Below are 22,034 nucleotides of genomic sequence, written 5' to 3' on the forward strand. Positions count from 1 at the left end.
ACCCCGCCCACAGTGTGGCTGAAACCTTTCGCTCCGGCTCAGACCGGAGGCCAGGGGATCGAGGGCCACTGCCCGGAGGGCTCCGGGTGCCGCCCGGTGGCGCGCAGCGCCTCCACGCGCGCGCGTACCGCCGCCACCTCGGCGCCGGTCAGCAGATCCGCCAGCCGGGCCGCGAGGGCCGCTCCCGGCGTCAGGGAGCGGTCGAGCGCGTCGAGCACCCCGGCCGCCTCGGCGGGCAGCTCCTCGCCCGCCCAGCCCCACAGCAGGGTGCGCAGCTTGTCCTCGACATGGAAGGTGACCCCGTGGTCGATGCCGTAGAGCCGTCCGTCGGGCGCGGGCAGCAGATGCCCGCCTTTCCGGTCACCGTTGTTGATGACCGCGTCCAGGACGGCGAGCCGGCGCAGTTCGGGGGTGTCCGCGTGGACGAGGAGCGCGGTGCGCTCCTCGTCGAGCTGGGCGGGCCCGACGGCCTTCCAGCCCGCGCCCGCCTCCGCGTCCTCGGTGAGGGCGAGCAGGCGCGCCTCCGGGTCGGCCTCGATCCACAGCTGGACCATGCCCTCGCCGTACGGGCCGTCGCGGAGCACGGTCGGCGGGATCAGGCCCCAGCCGGTCGCCTCGGAGATCTCGTAGGCCGCGACCTCGCGCTGGGCGAGGGTGCCGTCGGGGAAGTCCCACAGCGGCCGCTCCCCCGCGACCGGCTTGTAGACGCAGGCCGCCTCCCGGCCCTCGTACGCGACGGAGCAGTAGAGCACGGCGTTGGAGGCCTCGCGGACCTGGCCGCGCACGGTCAGCTCACCGCGGGCGAGCAGCTCGGCGTCGGGCGTCGTGAGGCTGCTGCTCATGCTCCGCGGCGGTATCCGTTCTGGCGGGGGCAGACGTGGCCCTCGGGGTCGAGCGGCAGGCTGCACAGCGGGCACGGCGGCCGGCCGGCGTTGACGACGTCCAGGGCCCGCTTGGCGAAGGCGCGCGCCTGCGCGCCGCTGAGGCGGACCCGCAGCATCGGCGGGCCGTTCTCCTCGTCCTGGAGCAGCCGCTCCTCGGCCTCGGCGAGGTCCTCCTCGGAGTCCACGTCGAGTTCGACGAGCGCCTGCGCCTCGACGATCATGCGCTGCTCCTCGCCGTCCCAGGCGAGTGCCATGGTGCCGACCCGGAACTCCTCCTCGACGGGCACGTCGAGGGGGGCGGTGTCGGACACCTCGGCGGGAGCGACGGCGGGGACCGGTGCGTTGCCCCCGGTGCGGCGCACGACCTCGTCGAGGAGTTCGTCCATGCGCTCGGCGAGGGCGGCGACCTGTGTCTTCTCCAGGGCGACGCTGGTGACCCGGCCGCCGGCGGACGCCTGGAGGAAGAACGTACGGCGCCCAGGCAGTCCGACCGTACCGGCCACGAAACGCTCCGGTGGGTCGTAGAGGAACACCTGACGGGACACGTTTCCCGGCTCCCTTGCGTCTCGACAGTCGTACTACAGCGGCGCGTCCACCCTACTGCGCGAGGGGATCACGGTGCGCCCGCACCACCACCGACCTCAGCCGTCCCACTGCTGTCGGGGTGGTCACGGGGGCCGAATCCGGTGAAGTCCCCCGTGTCGCCGAGGCGGAGGAGGAAGGGCCGCAGGCGTGTGTAGCGGATGACGGTGACCGAGCAGGGGTCCACGTGGATGCGCTGGAAGAGGTCGAGGTGGAGGCCGAGGGCGTCCGCCACGACCGACTTGACGATGTCTCCGTGCGAGCACATGACGTAGCAGGCGTCCTCGCCGTACTCGGCCTCGATCCTGGCGTTCCAGTCGTGGACGGCCTCGACGGCGCGGGCCTGCATGCCGCGCATGGACTCGCCGCCGGGGAAGGCGGCGGCGGAGGCGTGCGCCTGGACGACCTGCATGAGCGGCTCGTCGCTCAGTTCGGCGAGCTTGCGGCCGGACCAGTCGCCGTAGTCGCACTCGTTGATCCGGTCCTCGATGTGCAGCGGGACGTCCGGGCGGGCCGCCAGGAGGGGCCGCAGGGTCTCCCGGCAGCGCTGGAGGGGGCTGGAGACGACGGCGGCGAGCGGGACGTCCGCGAGGCGCCCGGGCAGCGCGGCGGCCTGGGCGGCCCCCCGCTCGTCGAGGGCGATCCCGGGCGTGCGCCCGGCGAGGACCCCGGAGGTGTTGGCGGTGGAGCGTCCGTGCCGGACGAGGATCAGCGTGGCCATGACGGCCAGCGTAGGCGGTGTCCGTCGGGAACCGGGATGAGGCGGAGAGGCCCCGGACGGACGCACGCGTGCGTGGCGGGGCCGTTCGGGGGAGAATGCGGCGCGTGATCGTGGACTCTGCCATCTATCGGGACGGGCGCCGCACCGACGGGCCCGCCGACCTCTCGGACGCGCTCGACGAGGCGCGGGCCGCCGGGGACGCCTTCCTCTGGGTCGGGCTGCACGAGCCCTCGGAGGCGGAGTTCGACCATGTCGCCTCCGAGTTCCAGCTGCACCCGCTGGCGGTCGAGGACGCCCTCAAGGCCCATCAGCGACCCAAGCTGGAGGTCTACGACGACTCGCTGTTCGCGGTGCTGAAGCCGATCATCTACGAGCCGGAGAGCGACCGGGTCTCCTCGGGCGAACTGATGCTGTTCATGGGCGACTCGTTCGTGGTGACGGTCAGGCACGGCGAGGGGGCACCGCTCGCGCAGGTGCGCAGGCGCCTGGAGGCCGACCCGGAGGTGCTGAAGCACGGGCCGACGGCGGTGCTGTACGCGGTGAGCGACGCGATCGTGGACCACTACCTGGAGGTGGCGGGCGAGCTCCAGGTGGACCTGGAGGAGCTGGAGGCGGACGTCTTCGCGCCCACCGGGGGCAATCCGGCGAACACCGCGGAGCGGATCTACACGGCGAAGCGGCAGGTCCTGGAGTTCCGGCGGGCCAGCGGTCCGCTCGCGGGACCGCTGGCCCGGCTCACGGCCGGTTCGGTGCCGTTCGTGAACAAGCAGTCGTACCCGTTCTTCCGGGACGTCAACGACCATCTGCTGCGCTCCAACGAGCAGGTGGAGGGCCTCGACCGGCTTCTGTCCGACGTGCTGTCGGCCCACCTCGCGCAGATGGGGGTGCGGCAGAACGACGACATGCGGAAGATCTCGGCGTGGGCGGCCATGGCGGCGGTGCCCACGATGGTCGCCGGCATCTACGGCATGAACTTCGACCACATGCCGGAGCTGCGCTGGGTGGGCTCGTACCCGGTGGTGATCGTCGCGATGACGGGCATCGTGCTCGCCCTGTACCGGCTGTTCAAGCGGCGCGGCTGGATGTGAGCACCGGCCCCGCCTGCCGGGCGGGGCCGGTGCTCACCAGGCGTGGCGCGGGCTCAGAAGGCGGGGACGGGGGTCGCGGGCCCGCCGAGGGCGTCGAGGCGCTCGGGCATCCGCAGGTCGACCATCCTGTGCCAGCCGGCGGCGCGCTCGTAGGCGTACATGCCGTGGATCCCCGCGGCGAGCGCGAGCGCCTTGGGCCGGGGCCAGCGCAGGATCCCGCCCATGTGGGCCATCACCGCGAGGCTGACGTCGCGGTAGACCTGGATCTCGACGAGGGCCGACTCGCGCAGGGTCCGCTGGATGAGCCGGCCGTGGCCCGCGCGGGCGAGGCGGAGCAGCTCCTCGTGGCAGTAGGCGAGGTGGTTCGCCTCGTCGTTGTCGATCATGTGGATGGCCCTGCCGAGTTCGGGGTGGTCCCCGAAGTACGTCACGAGCATGTCCATCTGGTCGGCGGCCCGCTGCTCGGTGACCCGGCTGTGGGCGAGGTAGACGACGACGTCCTGCTCGGTCAGCGGCTCGTCCTGGCGCAGCTTGTCGTGCGCGAGGCCGATGCCGCGCTGTTCGAGGAGCATCGTGTAGTCGGTGTCGGGCGGTACGGGGACGGGTTCGAGGCCGCGCTTCTTCATCAACGCGTTGAAGATCCGGCCGTGCTTGTCCTCGTCGGCGCCGTGCCGGGTGATCTTGGGCGTGAGGTCCCGCATGCCGGGCGCGACCAGAGCCGCGATCCGGGCGTTCTCCCAGCCGCCCTGGGTCTCTCCGCTCGCCGCTATGGAACAGAAGAGCTGGAAGGACTCGTCGTTGTCGATGATTTCCTGGAACAGGCTCCTGGCCGTGAGCATCGCCGCCACCTCCGTGCGCGTGTCCGCACCTCGTACGCCCCCGGGACCACGAGTCAAGTGCGGTCCGGGACGGCGGGCAACAGGAGGGCCGTACGACTCGGCCGAAAGAGTGAGTCCCGGGGGCGTAACCGCGGGCCCCGCGGAGCCGTTGTGCTGTGTGACGGCCGTGGCGGGGAAGACCCCCCGAGCCCCCACCACGGCCGCGGACTTCGGTTTCCGGTTCACCCGCGTACGCGGGTGAACGCCCCTCCCGCGTCAGGCGAGGCCCGCACGCTCCATGGCCTCCACGCCCGCCCGCAGGGCCGCCACCCGCTCGTCCAGGGTGAAGCCGGCCGGGGCGAGGGTGAGGGTGGTGACCCCGGCCTCGGCGTAGGCCGTCATCCGCTCCGCGATCCGCTCGACGGAGCCCAGCAGGGTCGTCTGGTCGATCAGGCTGTGGGGCACGGCGGCCGCGGCGCCGGTCTTGTCGCCGGCCAGGTACTTGTCCTGGATCTCGGCGGCCTCCTTCTCGTAGCCCATGCGCTGCGCGAGCTGGTTGTAGAAGTTCTGCTTGCGGCTGCCCATGCCGCCGACGTAGAGCGCGGTGTACGGGCGGAACACGTCGGCGAGGGCGCCGACGTCCTCGCCGAGGGCGAGCGGCACGGTGGGACAGACGTCGAAGCCGTCCATCGTCAGGCCGGCCTTCTCGCGGCCCGCGCGCAGCGGCCGCAGCGCGGTCTCCTCCAGGTGGGCGGCGGAGGGGAAGATCAGCAGGGCGCCGTCGGCGATCTCGCCGGTCTGCTCCAGGTTCTTGGGGCCGATGGCGGCGATGTAGAGCGGGATGTGCTCGCGCTCCGGGTGGACGGTGAGCTTGATGGGCTTGCCGGGGCCACCGGGCAGCGGCAGGGTCCAGTGCTCGCCCTCGTGGGTGAGGCGCTCGCGCGACATGGCCTTGCGGACGATCTCGACGTACTCGCGGGTCCGGGCGAGCGGCTTGTCGAACTTCACGCCGTACCAGCCCTCGGAGACCTGGGGCCCCGAGACTCCGAGGCCGAGCCGGAAGCGGCCGCCGGTGAGCGAGTCGAGGGTGGCGGCGGTCATCGCCGTCATGGCCGGCTGCCGGGCGGGGATCTGCATGATCGCGGAGCCGACGTCGATCCGCTCGGTCTTCGCCGCGACCCAGGCGAGGACGGTGGGGGCGTCGGAGCCGTAGGCCTCGGCGGCCCAGCAGACGTCGTAGCCGAGGCGGTCCGCCTCCTGGGCGACGGCGAGGTTGTCGCCGTCCATACCGGCGCCCCAGTAGCCGAGGTTGATGCCGAGCCGCATGTCCACGCACCCCTTACCCATCGGTAACGTCCTTGTGGCCCGGACTCTAGCGCGCGCTCGGGCGATCCGTCAGGACGCGGTTGTCCACAGGCTCTCTCCGCGTGGTGCCCTGGCCAGTAATCTCGCGCCCATGGAGCAGAGGCATCTCGGACGTACCGGCCTGCGTGTGTCGCGCATCGGACTCGGCACCCTCACCTGGGGCCGGGACACCGACGAGCACGACGCCGCCGAGCAGTTGAAGACGTTCTGGGACGCGGGCGGCACGCTCGTGGACACCGCCGACGTGTACGGCGGGGGCGAGGCGGAGTATCTGCTCGGGCGTCTCATGGAGCGGCTCGTCCCCCGGCAGGACCTGGTCCTGTCGACCAAGGCGGGCAGCGTGCCGGACCCCGACCGGCGGACGGACGGCTCGCGCGGGCACCTCCTCGCCGCGCTCGACGCCTCCCTCGCCCGGCTCGGCACCGACCACGTCGACCTGTGGCAGCTGCACGCCTTCGATCCGTACACGCCCCTGGAGGAGTCCCTCCAGGCACTCGACATAGCCGTACGCAGCGGACGGGCGCGGTACGCGGGCGTGGCGAACTTCTGCGGCTGGCAGCTCGCCAAGGCGGGCACCTGGCAGCTCGGCGGGGACAGGACCCGGCTCGCGGGCGCGCAGCTGGAGTACTCGCTGCTCCAGCGGGGCGTGGAGCGCGAGGTCCTGCCGGCCGTCCTGGACCTCGGGATGGGCCTGCTGCCCTCCTCACCGCTGGGGCGGGGTGTCCTGACGGGCAAGTACCGCAGCGGTACCCCGTCGGACTCGCGGGCGGCGTCGGAGACGATGGCGCCGTTCGTGGAGCCGTACCTGGACGAACCGGCGAGCCGGATCGTGGACGCGGTCGCGACGGCGGCGGACGGTCTCGCCACGACCCCGCTGCACGTGGCGCTCGCCTGGGTCCGCGACCGGCCGGGGGTGACCGCGCCGATCGTCGGCGCGCGCACGGCGCGGCAGCTCACGGCCGCGTTGTCGGTGGAGACCCTTAGTCTTCCTGACGAGATCTGTCGGGCGCTGGACGATGTGTCGGCGCCCGTGCACCGCTATCCGGATCACGACTGGAGCACCTTGTGACCGAGCCTTCCGGGGAGACCGCGCCCGAGGCCGTGGAACCCGCCGAGGACCTGCGGGACGGAGCCGCCGAGGCTGCCGCCCCGGAGCCCGACGCGCCAGAGGAGCCGGGTACGGCCGGGGAGCCGGGTCCCGCCGAGGAGCCCGGCACCGCCGCCGAGGAGCCGCAGGCCGACGCCGAGAAGCCCGCCGACGCGCCCGAGTTGAGCGACGCGCAGGCCGAGATCGCCGCGCAGCGGGAGCTGCGGGCCAGGATCGAGGCGCGGAAGGCCGAGAAGGAGGGGCCCCTGGCGAGCGGCGCCAAGCTGAGCGGCACGGCGGCCGACCTGCTCGCGGCGGTACGGGCCGTGGAGGGCGGCGCCGCCTCCGGCACCGCGTTCTACGAGGCTCCGGAGCCCGCGCCCCGGCGCCCCGCGCCCGAGGCGGCCCCTGCCGTGACCACGCGGCCCGCCGCACCGGTGCGGGCGGCCGCGCCCGCGCCCGGCACCACGGCCGCCGTGCGGGAGGTCCTGGCCAAGGGCGGCGCCCCCGAGGCGCTGGCCGGGCAGGTCGCCGCCGTGCTCGGCGAGGGCGCGGCCGCGGCGCTGCTCGACGACCCGTGGCAGCTGCTCGCGGTGCCCGGAGTGCGTCCGGAGCAGGCCGACGGCTTCGCGCGGGCCCTGCTCGGCCCGGCGTGCGGCCCGGACGATCCGCGCCGGACGGTCGCCCTCACCGTCTGGCTCCTGGAGCGGGCCGCGATCCAGGGCCACACGGCGCTGGAGATCGGATCCGTGCGCGCGGGACTCACCGCGCACGCGGTGCCCGACCCGGAGGCCGCGGTCGAGGAGGCGGTCTCGGCGGGAGCCGTCCTCGTCTTCCAGGAGGAGGAGCCGACGGAGGACGTGCCCGAAGGGGAGGAAGAAGACCCGGAGCCCGTGACGGCCGTCGCGGAGGAGCCGGCCGCGCCCGTGCTGCTCGGCCTCGAGCGGTACGCGCTGGCGGAGGAGAGCCTCGCGGACGCCCTCTCCCGGCTGGTCAGGACGGTGAAGGCGGCGGAGTGGGACGGCTCCGAGCTCGAGCGGGCCGCCGGTTCGCACGGTCTCGTGCTGCACACGGGCGGCGAGGCGTCCCGCGCCGAGCCGGTGGCGCTCGCCGCGGCGTCCCGCGCCCGTGGCCTGCGCACCCTGGTCGCCGTCCATGCGGACGGCCGGCGGCGCGCGACGGCGGCCGAGGGAGTGGACGTGGTCACGGTAGCCGACCTGCTCTCCGGGGCCGCCGGTCCCGGCCGCGACGAGGAGGGCGCCTTCGCCCTGGACCTCCTCGTGGTGCTCGACGCGCCGCAGCTGGACGTGGAGACGGCCGCGACGCTCGTGGAGTCGCTGCCCGACGGCTGCCGTCTGGTGCTGAGCGGCGACCCGGAGGTGCTCGGCGCGCCGGGAGCAGGACAGGTCTTCGGGGACCTGCTCGCGGCCCGGGTGTGCCCGCGGATCGCCTCGCGCCTGCCCGACCCGGGGCCGCTCGGCGAGCTCGTCTCGGGCATCGGTGCCGGGGAGCTGAACCAGGTCGAGGCTCCCGGCAAGGAGATCGTGATCGTCCCGGTGCGGGACGCCGGCGAGGCCGTGCACCGTACGGTCCAGCTGGTGGCCGACTCGGTGCCGCGGGCGATCGGGGTGCCGCCCGAGCAGACCCAGGTCGTGACGGTCGGCCACGGCGGCTCGGCCGGTACGCGCGCGCTGAACGCCGCCCTGAAGCAGCGGCTCAACCCTGGCCCCGGCCGGTTCGGCGGCTATGACATCGGGGACCGGGTGGCGTACGCGCCGACACCGGGCCGGACGGTGACGGGCACGGTGCTTTCGGCGGACGCTGAGGGGCTGCGGCTGCGGTGCGGGGACGAGGAGCTCCTCGTCCCGAAGGAGCGGGTGGAGTCCGCGCTGCGGCACGGCTGGGCGCTCACCGCGCACCAGGCGGCCGGGGCGCGCTGGCCCGCGGTGGTCGTGGTGCTGCCGGGGGACGCCGCCGGCGGCCTGAGCAGGCCGTGGGTGTACACGGCCTTCGGCCGCGCGGAGCGCCATCTGTCGGTCGTGCACGGCGTGGACCAGGCGCTGGCCCGCGCGGTGGCCGAGGGGGCGGCTCCGGAGTTCACGACGCGGCTGCGGCCTCTGCTGGAAGGGCTCCTCGCCACGCCCGAGGAGTAGCCCCGGCCGGGGCGGAGACGGCGGAGGGCCGGGACACCGATCGTGGTGTCCCGGCCCTCCGCCGTCTCCCCCTCAGGAGTCGGAGCCTCCGGCCCCTTCCCCCTGGTGATCGTCTTCGTCGTCCTCGTCTTCGTCGTCCTCGTCTTCGTCGTCCTCGTCGAAGACGGAGCTGACGTCGAAGCGGCAGATGATCCGCTCCGGGTCGGCGTGCTCGAAGGGGGCGGTGAGCCACTCCCCCGGTTCCGGAAGCTCCTCGGCGGCGGTGACCCAGAGCGTGGAGTCGCCCTCCTCCAGACCGAACTCCTTGTGCCGTGAGGCGATCTCGTCCGGTTCGTACTCGCCGAAGAGCACCCCGAGGGCGGCGAGCGGCGAGACGCCGGCCCTGGCGGCCGGCCCGGTGGTGTCCGGCTCGCCGTCGATCTCGGCGACCCGGCGTGCCTGGGCGAGCAGTCGTTGCGGTTCGGCCACGGCGTAGTCGCGGCGGATCAGGACGCTGAGGGCGTGCGGTTCGTCAGGTCCGGCGTACGGCGGCAGGGCGCCGTCGGCTCCGGGGATCTCGAAGGGAGTGACCTCGTCGTAGCGGTCGTAGAGGATTTCGTCGTACGCCTCGGCCGCCGTGGCGAGGGCGTTGAAGGCTTCGTAGACGGCCGAGTCGTCGTCTCCCGAGCGGCGTTCGACCGCCGCGAGGTGACGGTCCAGTGCGGCTTTGACCGCCTCGGCGGCGGCACGTACCTCGGCAGCGGTGGGCTGCGCAGCATCAGACATGGGACAGACGCTATCCGTACCGGGCCGGTGCCCGCACAATAGATGCGATGCCGGAATACGAATTTGTCGACGTGTACGTGCCGCGCGGTGTCTCCCGCAAGGAGGCGACGCGGCTGCTGACCGACCATGCCGAGTACGGACACTGGGAGTTGGACCGTCTGAGCCTGCACCGGGACGGGAGCCGCAGAGTGCGGCTGAGGCGGCGGATCATCCGCCAGCTCCGGCCGACCTGGTAGCCGGACCGACGACGAGAAGGGGCCCCGCGGTGTGCGGGGCCCCTGTGCGTGGTGCGTGACGCGGGACGGGCTCAGGCGGCGTTGCGGGCGCGCCGGTAGATCAGCGACCCGGCGAGCAGCAGACCTGCACCGGCCGGGATGATCACGCCGAGCGGGCCGGATCCGGTCTCGGCGAGCTCCTCCACGGCACGGGGCGGAGTGACACCGTGCTCACCGGGAGTGTTCGACCCGCCGCCGTCGCCGGGGCCGCCGGGCGTACCCGGGTTGCCGGGAGTGCCGGGAGTGCCGGGGGTGCCGGGAGTGCCGGGGTTACCCGGGTTCCCAGGGTTCCCAGGGTTTCCGGGGTTCCCAGGGTTACCCGGGTTGCCCGGGTTTCCGGGGTTGCCCGGGTTTCCGGGGTTCCCAGGATTACCAGGGTTACCCGGCTCCTCCTCCCCGTACCCGGTGTCCCCGCCGTTCGCGCAGTCGTTGCCCCCGGCGGCGTTGCCCAGGCCGATGCCCGTGACGCTGTTGCCGCACGCGTTGACCGGAACGTCGACCGGCACCTCGACGGTGTTGCCGGAGGCCACTCCCGGGGAGTTGCTGGTGTGCCCGCCGGCGGCGGAGTCGCCGCCCGGCCTGGAGGTGTTGGCACAGGAGTTGCCCATCGCCGGATTCAGCAGTCCGACGACGTTGACGGTGTTACCGCAGGCGTTCACCGGTACGTGCACCGGGACCTGGACGGAGTTTCCGGACGCGACGCCCGGGGAGTTCGTGGCCGTACCGTTCGCACCGGAATCGGCGTGCGCGAAACCGCCGCCGACGGCGGCGAAGACGCCCCCGGCTGCCGCGACGGTGATGAGACCTTTGCGCGTGACCTGTCGCATAGCTTGTTTCCTGCCTGCTCGGCTTCGAAAGAGTGCCACCGGGCGGAAAACCCGGGGCGGAAATGGCCACCGGCCCCGGAGTGCATGGCACGCACTCCGGGGCCGGACCGGCTCACACCCTCACGGGCGAGGCACAACGTCAGGCGTTGACGCAGGTGTTGCCGAAGGCGGGGTTCAGCAGGCCGATCACGGAGACCGTGTTGCCGCACAGGTTCACGGGGACGTGAACCGGCACCTGGACGACGTTGCCCGAGAGGACACCGGGGGAACCGATGGCGGCACCCTGGGCACCCGCGTCGGCAACGGCCATTCCCGCACCCGCGAGAACGAGACCGCCAGTGGCAGCCGCAGCAGCGACGACCTTCTTGATCATTATTCCTCCTAGTTGGAAACGCGGTCCCAGCCGCGGACCGCACACCTGTAACGAGGGGGAATGGAGGGGGCTACGAGCCCCCGTGTTCATTCACTCTTTCTGGTCACACGCAAACGCACGCCCGAATCAGCAGGCGTCGATGAAGCGGTCGAGGACCCGGGCACCGAACTTCAGACCGTCCACCGGCACCCGCTCGTCCACTCCGTGGAACATGCCGGCGAAGTCGAGCTCGGGCGGCAGCTGGAGCGGCGCGAAGCCGAAGCAGCGGATCCCGAGGTCGTCGAAGGACTTCGCGTCGGTGCCGCCGGAGAGCATGTACGGCACGGCGCGGGCGATCGGGTCCTCGGCGCGCAGTGCCAGCTGCATGGCGTCCACCAGGGCACCGTCGAAGCTGGTCTCCAGGGCCTTGTCGCCGTGCACGTCCTCGCGCTTCACCTTCGGGCCGAGGATCCGGTCGAGGTCGGCGAGGAACTCCTGCTCGTAGCCGGGCAGGAACCGTCCGTCGACGTGCGCGGTGGCCTGGCCGGGGATCACGTTCACCTTGTAGCCGGCGCCGAGCATGGTCGGGGCCGCCGAGTTGCGCAGGGTGGCGCCGACCATCTTGGCGATGCCGCCGAGCTTGGCGAGGGTGCCGTCCATGTCCTCGGGGTCGAGGGGGGTGCCCAGCGCGTCCGAGAGCTCGTCCAGGAAGGAGCGCACGGTCTTGGTGACCCTCACCGGCCACTGGTGGCGGCCGAGGCGGCCCACGGCCTCGCAGAGCTCCGTGATCGCGTTGTCGTCGTTGGTCATCGAGCCGTGCCCCGCCGTGCCCTCGACGGTGAGGCGCATCCAGTGCATGCCCTTCTGGGCCGTCTCGACCAGGTAGAGGCGCAGGTTCTCGTTGACGGTGAAGGAGAAGCCGCCGACCTCGCCGATGGCCTCGGTGACCCCGTCGAAGAGGCCCCGGTGCTTGTCGACCAGGTGCCGGGCGCCGTAGGTGCCGCCGGCCTCCTCGTCGGCGAGGAAGGCGAGGACGATGTCGCGCGGGGGCTTGCGGCCGCTGCGCATCCGGTCGCGTACGACCGCGAGGGTCATCGCGTCCATGTCCTTCATGTCGACGGCGCCGCGGCCCCAGACGCAGCCGTCGGCGATCTCCCCGGAGAAGGGGTGGTGCGTCCAGTCCTCCGCGTTGGCCGGGACGACGTCGGTGTGGCCGTGGATGAGCAGGGCCGGCCGCGACGGGTCCTCGCCCTCGATGCGGGCGACGGTGGAGGCCCGCCCCTGGTGCGACTCGATGATCTTCGGCTCGAGCCCCACCTCCGCGAGCTTCTCGGCGATGTACTCGGCCGCCCCCCGCTCGCCCGGCCCGGAGTGGTCGCCGTAGTTGCTGGTGTCGATGCGGATGAGCTCGCTGCAGAGGTCCACGACCTCACTCTCGGCGGTGACGCTTCGGCCCGTGTTCGACTCGCTCACGCTGCTTCCTCCCACTACGTGCCCCACGTGATTGCTTCGGTGCTCGCCCCATCCTCCCGCGTGGCCCCCTCCCCGCCCAAGGGCGGCCCTCGGCCGACATGCGCCCGTCACATGTCGGGGGCCGCCGGGGTGGTGATCGACCACCCTGAATGTTTGCTATGGTTTTCCTCGTCGGAAGGGCCCAGCGGCCAGGAAGACAGACACCTTGTCCGGGTGGCGGAATGGCAGACGCGCTAGCTTGAGGTGCTAGTGCCCTTTATCGGGCGTGGGGGTTCAAGTCCCCCCTCGGACACCTCGAAGGCCCCCCTTTCGCCCCTCCCCCAGCGGGACGGGATCGATCCGGTGCGGGTGCGGTTTCCGGAGGATCCCGAGGGGGTCTGGGGGACCCTACGGGACCATCTGCTCGACCGGTACGCGGGCGCCATCGGTGCGGGGCGGGTCGAGGACATGCTGGTGAGCGGCCGTTTCGTGGGGACGGACGGTCCCGTCGGCGGGGACGAGCCGTACGCCGTGGGGCGGTACCTCTGGTTCCACCGGGATTTCCCCGCCGAGACGCCGGTGCCGTTCCCGATCGGGGTCGTGCACAGGGACGAGCGGATCATCGTCGCCGACAAGCCGCATTTCCTGTCGACCATGCCCCGGGGGCGGCACGTCACGGAGACCGCGACGGCCCGGCTGCGGCGGGACCTCGGCCTGCCGACCCTCCAGCCGGCGCACCGGCTGGACCGGCTGACCGCGGGGCTGGTGCTGTTCGTCGTACGCGAGGAGGACCGGGGGGCGTACCAGACGCTGTTCCGGGACCGGGTCGTGCGCAAGGAGTACGAGGCGGTGGCGCCGTACGATCCGGCGGTCGGGCTGCCGGTGACCGTCCGCAGCCGGATCGAGAAGGAGCGCGGGGTGATGGCCGCCCGCGAGGTGGCGGGCGAGCCGAACAGCGAGAGCAGGATCGCGCTCGTGGAGCGGCGGGGCGGGCTCGGGCGGTACCGGCTGGTGCCGGAGACCGGACGGACGCATCAGCTGCGGGTGCACATGAACGCCCTGGGGCTGCCGATCCTGCACGATCCGATCTATCCGGTGGTCCGTGCGGACGGGCCGGAGGACTTCTCGCGTCCGCTGCAGTTGCTGGCACGGACGCTGGAGTTCACCGACCCGTTCACGGGTGTGGCGATGCGTTTCGAGAGCCGGTCGGCTCTCAGTGGCCTCGCTTGATCCATTCTTCGAGCTGGGGGGCTTCGGCGCCGATCGTCGTCGGGTCGCCGTGGCCGGTGCGTACCACCGTCTCCGGGGGGAGGGTCAGCAGCTTGTCGCGGATCGAGTCCACGATCGTCGGGAAGTCCGAGAACGACCGGCCGGTGGCGCCGGGGCCGCCCTGGAAGAGGGTGTCGCCGGTGAAGACCGTGCCGAGGTCCGCGGCGTACAGGGAGACCGCTCCGGGGGCGTGACCCGGGGTGTGGAGGACCGTGAGGTCGATCCCGGCGATGGTGAGAACCTGACCGTCGGCGAGGTCGCCGTCGGGGCTGTGGTCGGGGTGGGTCCGCTTCCACAGCGGCTGGTCGGCGGGGTGGAGCAGGATGCGGGCGCCGGTGGCGGCCGCGAGGGCCGGGGCGGCGTCGATGTGGTCGTCGTGGGCGTGGGTGCAGACGATGGCGCGCAGGGCGCGGCCGTCGAGGGCGGCGAGGATCGCCTCGGCGTCGTGGGCGGCGTCGATGACGATGGCCTCGGTGTCGTCGCCGACGATCCAGACGTTGTTGTCGACGTCCCAGGTGCCACCGTCGAGGCTGAAGGTGCCCGAGGTGACGAGGTGGTCGATGCGGGCGGCCATCACAGCACCACGACCGAGCGCAGGACGTCGCCCTCGTGCATGCGGGCGAAGGCCTTCTCGACGTCGCCGAGGCCGATGGTCTCGGTGACGAAGGCGGCGAGGTCGATACGGCCCTGCTGGTGCAGGTCGACGAGCATCGGGAAGTCGCGGGACGGCAGACAGTCGCCGTACCAGGAGGACTTGAGGGCGCCGCCGCGGCCGAAGACGTCCAGGAGGGGGAGTTCGAGCTGCATCTCGGGGGTGGGGACGCCGACGAGGACGACGGTGCCGGCGAGGTCGCGGGCGTAGAAGGCCTGCTTGTACGTCTCGGGGCGGCCGACGGCCTCGATGACGACGTCGGCGCCGAAGCCGCCGGTGAGTTCGCGGATCGCCTCGACGGGATCGGTGGAGCGGGAGTTGACGGTGTGGGTGGCGCCCATCGTCCGGGCGGTCTCCAGCTTCCGGTCGTCGATGTCGACGGCGATGATCTTCGCGGCTCCGGCGAGGCGTGAGCCGACGATCGCCGCGTCGCCGACGCCGCCGCAGCCGATGACGGCGACGGTGTCGCCGCGGCCGACGTTCCCGGTGTTGATCGCGGCGCCGATGCCGGCCATCACGCCGCAGCCGAGGAGGCCCGCGACCTCGGGGGCGACGGCGGGGTCGACCTTGGTGCACTGGCCGGCGGCGACGAGGGTCTTCTCGGCGAAGGCGCCGATGCCGAGGGCCGGGGAGAGCTCCGTACCGTCGAGCAGGGTCATCCGCTGCTTGGCGTTGTGGGTGTCGAAGCAGTACCAGGGGCGGCCCCGCTCGCAGGCCCGGCAGGCGCCGCAGACGGCGCGCCAGTTGAGGATCACGAAGTCCCCGGGGGTCACGTCGGTGACGCCCTCGCCGACCGACTCGACGATTCCGGCGGCCTCGTGTCCGAGGAGGAAGGGGAACTCGTCGTTGATGGCGCCCTGCTTGTAGTGGAGATCGGTGTGGCAGACGCCGCAGGCCTGGATCTTCACGACGGCCTCGCCGGGGCCGGGGTCGGGGATGACGATCGTCTCGACCCGTACCGGTTCGTTCCTGCCGGGGGCGATGACCCCCTGGACGTGCTGCGGCATCGCGAACTTCCCTTCCTCCGAACGGATCTTGTAAGGCTCCTGGGTACCACTATCTCCTGACAAAAGGCGAGACCCCCGCAGGCCGTGCCTGCGGGGGTCCCGTCCGGTCCCGTGGGGGGAGGTCAGTTCCGGTGCGCCGCGGCGGTCGTGCGGACCCGGCGGCGGACCAGGAACCAGCCGCCGACGAGGGCCGCCGCGATGAGCGGCAGACAGGCGACGGTGGTGCGGCCGACGCCGCCGTCCATCCACATGAGGACGAGGACGGAGCCGAGGAAGCCCAGGGTCACGATCTGGGTGTACGGGGCCCAGGGCAGGTTGTAGCCGGGGCGGGTGACCTTGCCTTCCTGGGCGCGGCGCCAGAAGAGCAGCGAGCAGACCATGATCATGGCCCAGGTGCCGATGATGCCGATGGAGGCGAAGTTCAGCACCAGCTCGAAGGCGTCGTCGGGCATGACGTAGTTGAGGCCGACGCCGAGGATGCCGAAGCCCGCGGTGAGCAGGATGCCGCCGTAAGGCACGCCGCCCTTGTTCATGACGCCGGTGAACTTGGGCGCGGAGCCCGCCAGCGACATGGAGCGCAGGATGCGGCCGGTGGAGTACAGGCCCGAGTTGAGGCTGGAGAGGGCGGCGGTGAGGACGACGAGGTTCATCACGCCGGCGGCGCCGGCGATGCCCAGCTTGTCGAAGACGGTGACGAAGGGGCTCTGGTCGCCGGAGTAGGCCGTGTACGGCAGCAGGAGGGCGAGGAGGATCACCGAGCCGACGTAGAAGAGGCCGACGCGCCACATGATCGAGTTGATCGCCTTCGGCATGATCTTCTCGGGGTTCTCGGTCTCGCCGGCGGCGACGCCGCACAGTTCGACGGAGGCGTAGGCGAAGACGACGCCCTGGATGAGCAGCAGCATCGGCATGACGCCGCTGGGGAAGATGCCGCCGTTGTCGGTGACCGTGGCGAGGCCCGGGGTGTGGCCGCCGATCTCGTGGGAGGTCACGACGAGGTAGATGCCGATGAGCATGAAGACGACCAGGGCGCCGACCTTGATGATCGCGAACCAGAACTCCATCTCGCCGAAGTACTTCACGGAGATCAGGTTGGCGGCGAGGACGACCGCGAGGGCGATCAGGGCGAGGATCCACTGGGGGACGTCGCTGAACATCGCCCAGAAGTGGGCGTAGGTGGCGGCCGCGGTGATGTCGGCGACGGCGGTGGTCGACCAGTTGAGGAAGTAGAGCCAGCCGGCCGTGTAGGCGCCCTTCTCGCCCATGAACTCACGGGCGTAGGAGACGAAGGCGCCGGAGGAGGGGCGGTAGAGGACCAGCTCGCCGAGGGCCCGCACCACGAGGAAGGCGAAGACGCCGCAGACGGCGTAGGCGATGAAGAGGGAGGGGCCCGCCTGGGACATCCGGCCGCCGGCGCCCAGGAAGAGGCCGGTGCCGATGGCGCCGCCGATGGCGATCATGTTGACGTGCCGGGACTTGAGGTCCTTGCGGTATCCGGCGTCGCCGGCGTCGACGTGGGGGGCGGCCGGGCTCGCCGGTACGGCGGACAGCGGCTCGGCCGCGGTGACGCGGTCACTCATGGAGTTGTTCGCCTTCGTGAGGGGGCTGTGCGGTACCCGGCCGTGCGCTGGTGGGGGTCTCCCGGCACGGCCAGCGGTCATCCTCACGGCAAGGAGCGCCAACTGACTGTGGCGCATGTCACTGAACGCCCATATTTGAGCTAGTTCAGAGCTTTACCCGTCCGTAGGGCGCCCGTCGCCTCCCGGACACCTCCGGCTACGGAGCGAGAACGTCCAGTTCCCGGAGGGCGCCGACGGCGATCTGGCGGGTCAGCTCCTCGGCACGGGCCGCGTCCCGCTCGCGCACGGCCTCGGCGACCTGGACGTGGAGGGTGACGGCGGCCGGGTCGGGGTCCTCGAACATCACGTGGTGGTGGGTGCGGCCGGTGAGGACCTCGGCGACGACGTCGCCGAGGCGGGCGAACATCTCGTTCCCCGAGGCGTCGAGGACGACCCGGTGGAAGGCGACGTCGTGGACGAGGTACTCCTCCAGGCGCCGGCCGCGCGAGGTGGCGACCATGCCGAGGGCCTGTTCGGTGAGCTCGCGGCACTGCTCGGGGGTGGCGTTCAGGGCGGCCAGCCCGGCGGCGACGGGTTCGACGGCGGAGCGCAGCACGGTGAGCGAGCGGAGCTGGCGGGGGCGGTCGGCGCCGGCGAGGCGCCAGCGGATGACCTGGGGGTCGTAGACGTTCCAGCTCGCGGTGGGGAGCACGGTGACGCCGACGCGGCGTCGGGACTCGACGAGGTGCATGGACTCCAGGACGCGGACGACCTCGCGGACGACGGTCCGGGAGACGTCGAAGCGCTGGGCCAGCTCGTCGGTGCGCAGCACGGTGCCCGGGGGGTACTCCCCCGCGGTGATCGCGAGGCCCAGGGTGGCCAGGACGTGTGAGTGGAGCCCCTGGGCCGGTGTCGTCATGGGGCAAGCCTATGCGGGCCCGCCCGGGTGATCACTTCGGGAATTAAAAGTACTACTTTTATGTCACAGCCTCTTGAATACGTCGTACCCAATGGGTTTCATGGGCGCGACGGATCGATGTCGAAGAAGACAGCGAGGCACCACACATGAGCACCACCCCCCACCTTCCGGTCGTCGTCGTGATGGGCGTCGCCGGGACCGGCAAGACCACGATCGGCCCGCTGGTCGCCGAAGCGCTGAACCTCCCGTACGCGGAGGGCGACGACTTCCACCCGGCCTCGAACGTGGCCAAGATGTCGGCCGGCACCCCCCTGGACGACTCCGACCGGGAGCCCTGGCTCGACGCCATCGGGACGTGGGCGCACGACCGGGCCGGACTCGGCGGGGTGGTGAGCAGCTCCGCGCTGAAGCGGAGCTACCGGGACCGGCTGCGCGCCGCGGCCCCCGGCGTGGTCTTCCTCCATCTGACAGGCGACCGGAAGCTCATCGAGCAGCGCATGGGAGGCCGCAAGGGCCACTTCATGCCGACGGCGCTCCTTGACTCCCAGTTCGCCACCCTGCAGCCGCTGCAGGACGACGAGGCCGGCGTCGCCGTCGACGTGTCCGGCACCCCCGAAGAAATCGCCGCCCGCGCCGTCGTCGCACTGCGCCGGCTCACCCACTGACCCCGAGGACCCACCGTGACCAGTCTCAGCGTCGAGACCCTGGCAGCGGACGCCGTCGAACCGATCACCTCGGCCGGCAACGCCCAGCTGGGCATCGCCGTACTCGCCGGCATCGCCGTCATCGTCCTGCTCATCACCAAGTTCAAGCTGCACGCGTTCCTGGCGCTGACCATCGGGTCGCTCGCGCTCGGCGCGTTCGCCGGCGCTCCGCTCGCCGACACGATCAAGTCGTTCACCACCGGCCTGGGCGCCACCGTGGCCGGCGTGGGCGTGCTGATCGCGCTCGGCGCCATCCTCGGCAAGCTCCTCGCCGACTCCGGGGGCGCCGACCAGATCGTCGACACGATCCTGGCCAGGGCGAGCGGCCGGGCCATGCCCTGGGCGATGGTCCTCATCGCCTCCGTGATCGGGCTGCCGCTCTTCTTCGAGGTCGGCATCGTGCTGCTGATCCCGGTGGTCCTGATGGTCGCCAAGCGCGGCAACTACTCCCTGATGCGGATCGGCGTCCCTGCCCTCGCCGGACTCTCCGTGATGCACGGGCTCATCCCGCCGCACCCCGGTCCGCTCGTCGCGATCGACGCGGTCGGCGCCAACCTGGGCGTCACCCTCGCCCTCGGCCTGGTCGTCGCGATCCCGACGGTGATCATCGCCGGCCCGGTCTTCTCCCGGTACGCCGCCCGCTGGGTGGACATCCCGGCGCCCGAGCACATGATCCCGACGCGTCCTTCCGAGGACCTGGAGAAGCGTCCCGGCTTCGGCGTCACCGTCGCGACCGTGCTGCTGCCCGTCGTCCTGATGCTGGTCAAGGCGCTCGTCGACATCGTGGTGGACGACCCGGAGAACAGCGTCCAGAAGGTCACGGACGTCATCGGCTCGCCGCTGATCGCGCTGCTCACGGCCGTCATAGTCGCCCTCTTCACGCTCGGCCGGGCCGCCGGCTTCACCAAGGAGCGGCTGTCCTCGACCGTCGAGAAGTCCCTCGCCCCGATCGCGGGCGTGCTGCTGATCGTCGGCGCGGGCGGCGGCTTCAAGCAGACCCTGATCGACATCGGCGTCGGCCAGATGATCCTGGACTTCTCCGAGAACTGGTCCATCCCGGCCCTGCTGCTGGCCTGGCTGATCGCGGTCGCGATCCGGCTCGCCACGGGCTCGGCGACGGTGGCGACGATCTCGGCGGCGGGGCTCGTGGCTCCGCTGGCGGAGGGCATGTCGACCGGGGAGACGGCCCTGCTCGTCCTCGCGATCGGTGCGGGTTCGCTCTTCTTCAGCCACGTCAACGACGCGGGGTTCTGGCTGGTGAAGGAGTACTTCGGGATGAGCGTCGGCCAGACGATCAAGACCTGGTCGGTGATGGAGACGATCATCTCGGTCGTCGGCATCGTTTTCGTCCTGCTGCTTTCGCTGGTGTTGTAGCCCAGCTCTCGCGTACGGCTCCGAGGGCCGGTCGTGGCTGACAGACTGTCGGCCATGACCGGCCCTCACGCGCTCAAGCCCTTCCTCCTCGCCTTCCCCGGCCCGCTCCGCGACCGGCTCGTCGCCGCCGTCCTCTCCGGCGAGAAGACGGCCACGACCGGGCTCCTCGTGGAGTACGAGATCGAGAAGGAGGATCTGCCGGAGGCGGGCGAGCGCTCGGCGCTCATCGACTCGGACGGCCGCGAGGTGGCGGTCGTGGAGATCACGGAGGTCCGCGTGCTGCCCCTGGGCGAGGCGGACCTCCGGCTCGCCCTCGACGAGGGCGAGGGCTTCCTGTCTGTCGCGGACTGGCGCGAGGCCCACGAGCGCTTCTGGCACGGCGAGGAGATGCGGGAGGCGCTCGGGGACCCGGGGTTCGTGGTGGACGACGGGACGATGCTGGTGGTGGAGCGGTTCCGGGTGGTGGAGACGCTGTCCCCCGACGTCAGCTGACCGTACTTCCCCCCGACCTCAGCCGACCGCCTTCGCCGCCGCCCGGCCCGCCGCGCGGCCCGAGAAGATGCAGCCGCCGAGGAAGGTGCCTTCGAGGGAGCGGTAGCCGTGGACGCCTCCGCCGCCGAAGCCGGCCGCCTCGCCCGCCGCGTACACGCCCGCGAGCGGTTCGCCGCCCTCCGTCAGGACCCGGGAGTCGAGGTCGGTCTCCAGGCCACCGAGGGACTTGCGGGTGAGGATGTTGAGGCGTACGGCGATCAGCGGGCCCGCCTCGGGGTCCAGGATCCGGTGCGGGGTCGCCGTGCGAATGAGCTTGTCGCCCAGGTACTTGCGGGCGCCGCGGATCGCCGTGACCTGGAGGTCCTTGGTGAAGGGGTTGGCGATCTCACGGTCGCGGGCGGTGATCTCGCGGCGCAGGGCCGTCTCGTCGATCAGGTCCTCGCCGGTGATCCGGTTCATGCCGCGGACGAGGGCGGAGAGGTCGTTCTCGACGACGAAGTCGACGCCCTTGTCCATGAACGCCTGGACGGGGCCCGGCACGTCGGCGCGGGCGCGGCCGAGGACGTCGCGGATCGACTTGCCGGTGAGGTCGGGGTTCTGTTCGGAGCCGGAGAGCGCGAACTCCTTGCCGATGATCCGCTTGTCGAGGACGAACCAGGTGTGGTCGTGGCCGGTCCGCATGATGTGTTCGAGGGTGCCCAGGGTGTCGAAGCCGGGGAAGAGCGGGACGGGCAGGCGCCTGCCGGTCGCGTCGAACCAGAGCGAGGACGGTCCGGGCAGGATGCGGATGCCGTGCCGGGCCCAGATGGGGTTCCAGTTCTCGATGCCCTCGGTGTAGTGCCACATCCGGTCGCGGTTGATGTGGCGGGCGCCGGCCTTCTCGGCGACGCCGAGCATCAGGCCGTCGACGTGGGCGGGCACGCCGGAGAGCATCCGGGCGGGCGGGGTGCCGAGGCGCTCGGGCCACTGCGCGCGGACGAGGTCGTGGTTGCCGCCGATGCCGCCGGAGGTGACGATCACGGCCTGGGCGCGCAGTTCGAAGGTGCCGGTGGACGTGCGGGTGCTGGCGGTGCCGCGGGCGGCGGTGGAGGGTTCGAGGATCTCGCCGGTGACGGTGTCGACGGCTCCGGCGGTACGCCCGAGGGCGGTGACCCGGTGGCGGAAGCGGAGCCGGACGAGGCCGCGGGCGACGCCCTCGCGGACCTTGCGCTCGAAGGGGGCGACGAGGCCGGGGCCCGTGCCCCAGGTGATGTGGAAGCGGGGGACGGAGTTGCCGTGGCCGTTGGCGTCGTAGCCGCCGCGCTCGGCCCAGCCGACGACGGGGAAGAAGCGCACCCCGCGCGCGTGGAGCCAGGAGCGCTTCTCGCCGGCGGCGAAGTCGACGTACGCCTCGGCCCACTTCCTGGGCCAGTGGTCCTCGGTCCTGTCGAAGCCGGCGGTGCCGTACCAGTCCTGGAGGGCGAGGGCGTGGCTGTCCTTGACGCGCATCCTGCGCTGCTCGGGCGAGTCGACGAGGAAGAGGCCGCCGAAGGACCAGTGGGCCTGGCCGCCCAGGGACTGTTCGGGTTCCTGGTCGAGGAGGATCACGGTGCGGCCGGCGTCGACCAGCTCGGCGGTGGCGACGAGGCCGGCGAGGCCGGCCCCGATCACGATGACATCAGCGTCGTAGGACATGGACCGCATCTTGGA

The 22,034-nt window shown here is 72.0% G+C and carries 22 protein-coding genes and 1 tRNA gene; 9 read left to right on the forward strand and 14 right to left on the reverse strand.

The features are described from left to right. Positions 1 to 38: 38 nt before the first annotated feature. The 3 genes from IO20_RS0119115 to IO20_RS0119125 all read right to left on the reverse strand — a co-directional run bounded on the left by IO20_RS0119115 (position 39) and on the right by IO20_RS0119125 (position 2,187). Entirely contained in the window at positions 39 to 842 is an 804-nt protein-coding gene (locus IO20_RS0119115; RefSeq protein ID WP_030551628.1) for an SCO1664 family protein, read from the reverse strand. Further along, positions 839 to 1,429, reverse strand: a complete 591-nt coding sequence (locus IO20_RS0119120) for a DUF3090 domain-containing protein (protein WP_015032465.1) — start codon at positions 1,427 to 1,429, stop codon at positions 839 to 841. Before IO20_RS0119120 ends, IO20_RS0119115 begins: the two co-directional genes overlap by 4 nt. 68 nt (positions 1,430 to 1,497) lie before the next feature. After that, positions 1,498 to 2,187 (reverse strand): histidine phosphatase family protein, encoded by a 690-nt coding sequence (locus IO20_RS0119125; RefSeq protein WP_030551625.1) that lies wholly within the window; start codon positions 2,185 to 2,187, stop codon positions 1,498 to 1,500. A 95-nt stretch (positions 2,188 to 2,282) separates the two neighbouring features. On the opposite strand from IO20_RS0119125, the gene IO20_RS0119130 reads away from it, so the two are divergent. Beyond that, positions 2,283 to 3,275, forward strand: a complete 993-nt coding sequence (locus IO20_RS0119130; protein ID WP_030551623.1) for a magnesium and cobalt transport protein CorA — start codon at positions 2,283 to 2,285, stop codon at positions 3,273 to 3,275. Positions 3,276 to 3,328: 53 nt separating this feature from the next. Here the strand turns inward: IO20_RS0119130 and IO20_RS0119135 are convergent, their stop codons facing one another. Both IO20_RS0119135 and IO20_RS0119140 read right to left on the reverse strand, forming a co-directional pair. Then, entirely contained in the window at positions 3,329 to 4,114 is a 786-nt protein-coding gene (locus IO20_RS0119135) for a hypothetical protein (RefSeq protein ID WP_030551622.1), read from the reverse strand. A 255-nt stretch (positions 4,115 to 4,369) separates the two neighbouring features. Beyond that, positions 4,370 to 5,419, reverse strand: a complete 1,050-nt coding sequence (locus IO20_RS0119140) for an LLM class F420-dependent oxidoreductase (protein WP_030551620.1) — start codon at positions 5,417 to 5,419, stop codon at positions 4,370 to 4,372. A gap of 130 nt (positions 5,420 to 5,549) precedes the next feature. On the opposite strand from IO20_RS0119140, the gene IO20_RS0119145 reads away from it, so the two are divergent. Both IO20_RS0119145 and IO20_RS0119150 read left to right on the forward strand, forming a co-directional pair. Then, positions 5,550 to 6,527: an aldo/keto reductase gene (locus IO20_RS0119145; protein WP_037635793.1), complete on the forward strand. Its 978-nt coding sequence runs from the start codon at positions 5,550 to 5,552 to the stop codon at positions 6,525 to 6,527. After that, positions 6,524 to 8,698 carry an ATP-dependent DNA helicase gene (locus tag IO20_RS0119150; protein ID WP_030551617.1) on the forward strand — a complete coding sequence of 725 codons (2,175 nt, stop codon included), beginning with the start codon at positions 6,524 to 6,526 and terminating at the stop codon, positions 8,696 to 8,698. The genes IO20_RS0119145 and IO20_RS0119150 overlap by 4 nt, the downstream gene beginning before the upstream one ends. 72 nt (positions 8,699 to 8,770) lie before the next feature. On the opposite strand, the gene IO20_RS0119155 is transcribed toward IO20_RS0119150, so the two are convergent. Then, positions 8,771 to 9,463, reverse strand: a complete 693-nt coding sequence (locus IO20_RS0119155) for a hypothetical protein (protein ID WP_031127452.1) — start codon at positions 9,461 to 9,463, stop codon at positions 8,771 to 8,773. A 47-nt stretch (positions 9,464 to 9,510) separates the two neighbouring features. On the opposite strand from IO20_RS0119155, the gene IO20_RS0119160 reads away from it, so the two are divergent. Continuing rightward, complete coding sequence (locus IO20_RS0119160) at positions 9,511 to 9,699, forward strand: DUF5703 family protein (RefSeq protein WP_030218240.1); 189 nt, start codon at positions 9,511 to 9,513, stop codon at positions 9,697 to 9,699. 71 nt (positions 9,700 to 9,770) lie between these two features. Here IO20_RS0119160 and IO20_RS40995 read toward each other — a convergent pair whose 3' ends face one another. From IO20_RS40995 to IO20_RS0119175, 3 genes are all read right to left on the reverse strand, one after another. Next, positions 9,771 to 10,565: a chaplin gene (locus tag IO20_RS40995; RefSeq protein WP_030551613.1), complete on the reverse strand. Its 795-nt coding sequence runs from the start codon at positions 10,563 to 10,565 to the stop codon at positions 9,771 to 9,773. A gap of 139 nt (positions 10,566 to 10,704) precedes the next feature. Continuing rightward, entirely contained in the window at positions 10,705 to 10,938 is a 234-nt protein-coding gene (gene chpH / locus IO20_RS0119170; RefSeq protein WP_030218232.1) for a chaplin ChpH, read from the reverse strand. 126 nt (positions 10,939 to 11,064) lie between these two features. Then, positions 11,065 to 12,390, reverse strand: a complete 1,326-nt coding sequence (locus IO20_RS0119175) for a M20/M25/M40 family metallo-hydrolase (RefSeq protein WP_030551611.1) — start codon at positions 12,388 to 12,390, stop codon at positions 11,065 to 11,067. 207 nt (positions 12,391 to 12,597) lie between these two features. On the opposite strand from IO20_RS0119175, the gene IO20_RS0119180 reads away from it, so the two are divergent. Both IO20_RS0119180 and IO20_RS0119185 read left to right on the forward strand, forming a co-directional pair. Then, positions 12,598 to 12,682: transfer RNA gene (locus IO20_RS0119180), tRNA-Leu, on the forward strand. Between the two features lie 56 nt (positions 12,683 to 12,738). After that, positions 12,739 to 13,599: an RluA family pseudouridine synthase gene (locus IO20_RS0119185; RefSeq protein ID WP_031127456.1), complete on the forward strand. Its 861-nt coding sequence runs from the start codon at positions 12,739 to 12,741 to the stop codon at positions 13,597 to 13,599. Here IO20_RS0119185 and IO20_RS0119190 read toward each other — a convergent pair. The 4 genes from IO20_RS0119190 to IO20_RS0119205 all read right to left on the reverse strand — a co-directional run bounded on the left by IO20_RS0119190 (position 13,583) and on the right by IO20_RS0119205 (position 17,775). Then, positions 13,583 to 14,212, reverse strand: coding sequence for an MBL fold metallo-hydrolase (locus IO20_RS0119190; RefSeq protein ID WP_030551608.1), 630 nt, complete (start codon positions 14,210 to 14,212; stop codon positions 13,583 to 13,585). The genes IO20_RS0119185 and IO20_RS0119190 overlap by 17 nt on opposite strands. Beyond that, a complete protein-coding gene (locus tag IO20_RS0119195) occupies positions 14,212 to 15,297 on the reverse strand; it encodes an S-(hydroxymethyl)mycothiol dehydrogenase (protein ID WP_030551606.1) in 1,086 nt (361 codons plus the stop codon). Before IO20_RS0119195 ends, IO20_RS0119190 begins: the two co-directional genes overlap by 1 nt. Positions 15,298 to 15,419: 122 nt before the next feature. After that, a complete protein-coding gene (locus IO20_RS0119200) occupies positions 15,420 to 16,877 on the reverse strand; it encodes an amino acid permease (RefSeq protein ID WP_030551604.1) in 1,458 nt (485 codons plus the stop codon). 196 nt (positions 16,878 to 17,073) lie between these two features. Beyond that, positions 17,074 to 17,775: a FadR/GntR family transcriptional regulator gene (locus IO20_RS0119205; RefSeq protein WP_030551601.1), complete on the reverse strand. Its 702-nt coding sequence runs from the start codon at positions 17,773 to 17,775 to the stop codon at positions 17,074 to 17,076. Positions 17,776 to 17,921: 146 nt separating this feature from the next. On the opposite strand from IO20_RS0119205, the gene IO20_RS0119210 reads away from it, so the two are divergent. From IO20_RS0119210 to IO20_RS0119220, 3 genes are read left to right on the forward strand one after another with little or no spacing between them, the layout of a single operon-like run. Then, positions 17,922 to 18,440 carry a gluconokinase gene (locus tag IO20_RS0119210; RefSeq protein ID WP_030551599.1) on the forward strand — a complete coding sequence of 173 codons (519 nt, stop codon included), beginning with the start codon at positions 17,922 to 17,924 and terminating at the stop codon, positions 18,438 to 18,440. 15 nt (positions 18,441 to 18,455) lie between these two features. Further along, the gene (locus IO20_RS0119215) at positions 18,456 to 19,853 is read left to right on the forward strand and encodes a GntT/GntP/DsdX family permease (protein WP_030551597.1); all 1,398 of its coding nucleotides are present in this window, start codon (positions 18,456 to 18,458) and stop codon (positions 19,851 to 19,853) included. Between the two features lie 54 nt (positions 19,854 to 19,907). Then, entirely contained in the window at positions 19,908 to 20,345 is a 438-nt protein-coding gene (locus tag IO20_RS0119220; protein WP_030551596.1) for an ASCH domain-containing protein, read from the forward strand. A gap of 18 nt (positions 20,346 to 20,363) precedes the next feature. On the opposite strand, the gene IO20_RS0119225 is transcribed toward IO20_RS0119220, so the two are convergent. After that, positions 20,364 to 22,019, reverse strand: coding sequence for an FAD-binding dehydrogenase (locus tag IO20_RS0119225; protein WP_030551594.1), 1,656 nt, complete (start codon positions 22,017 to 22,019; stop codon positions 20,364 to 20,366). Between the last annotated feature and the right edge of the window lie 15 nt (positions 22,020 to 22,034).

The sequence above is a fragment of the Streptomyces exfoliatus genome, assembly GCF_000725545.1.
Lineage (GTDB): Bacteria > Actinomycetota > Actinomycetes > Streptomycetales > Streptomycetaceae > Streptomyces > Streptomyces exfoliatus.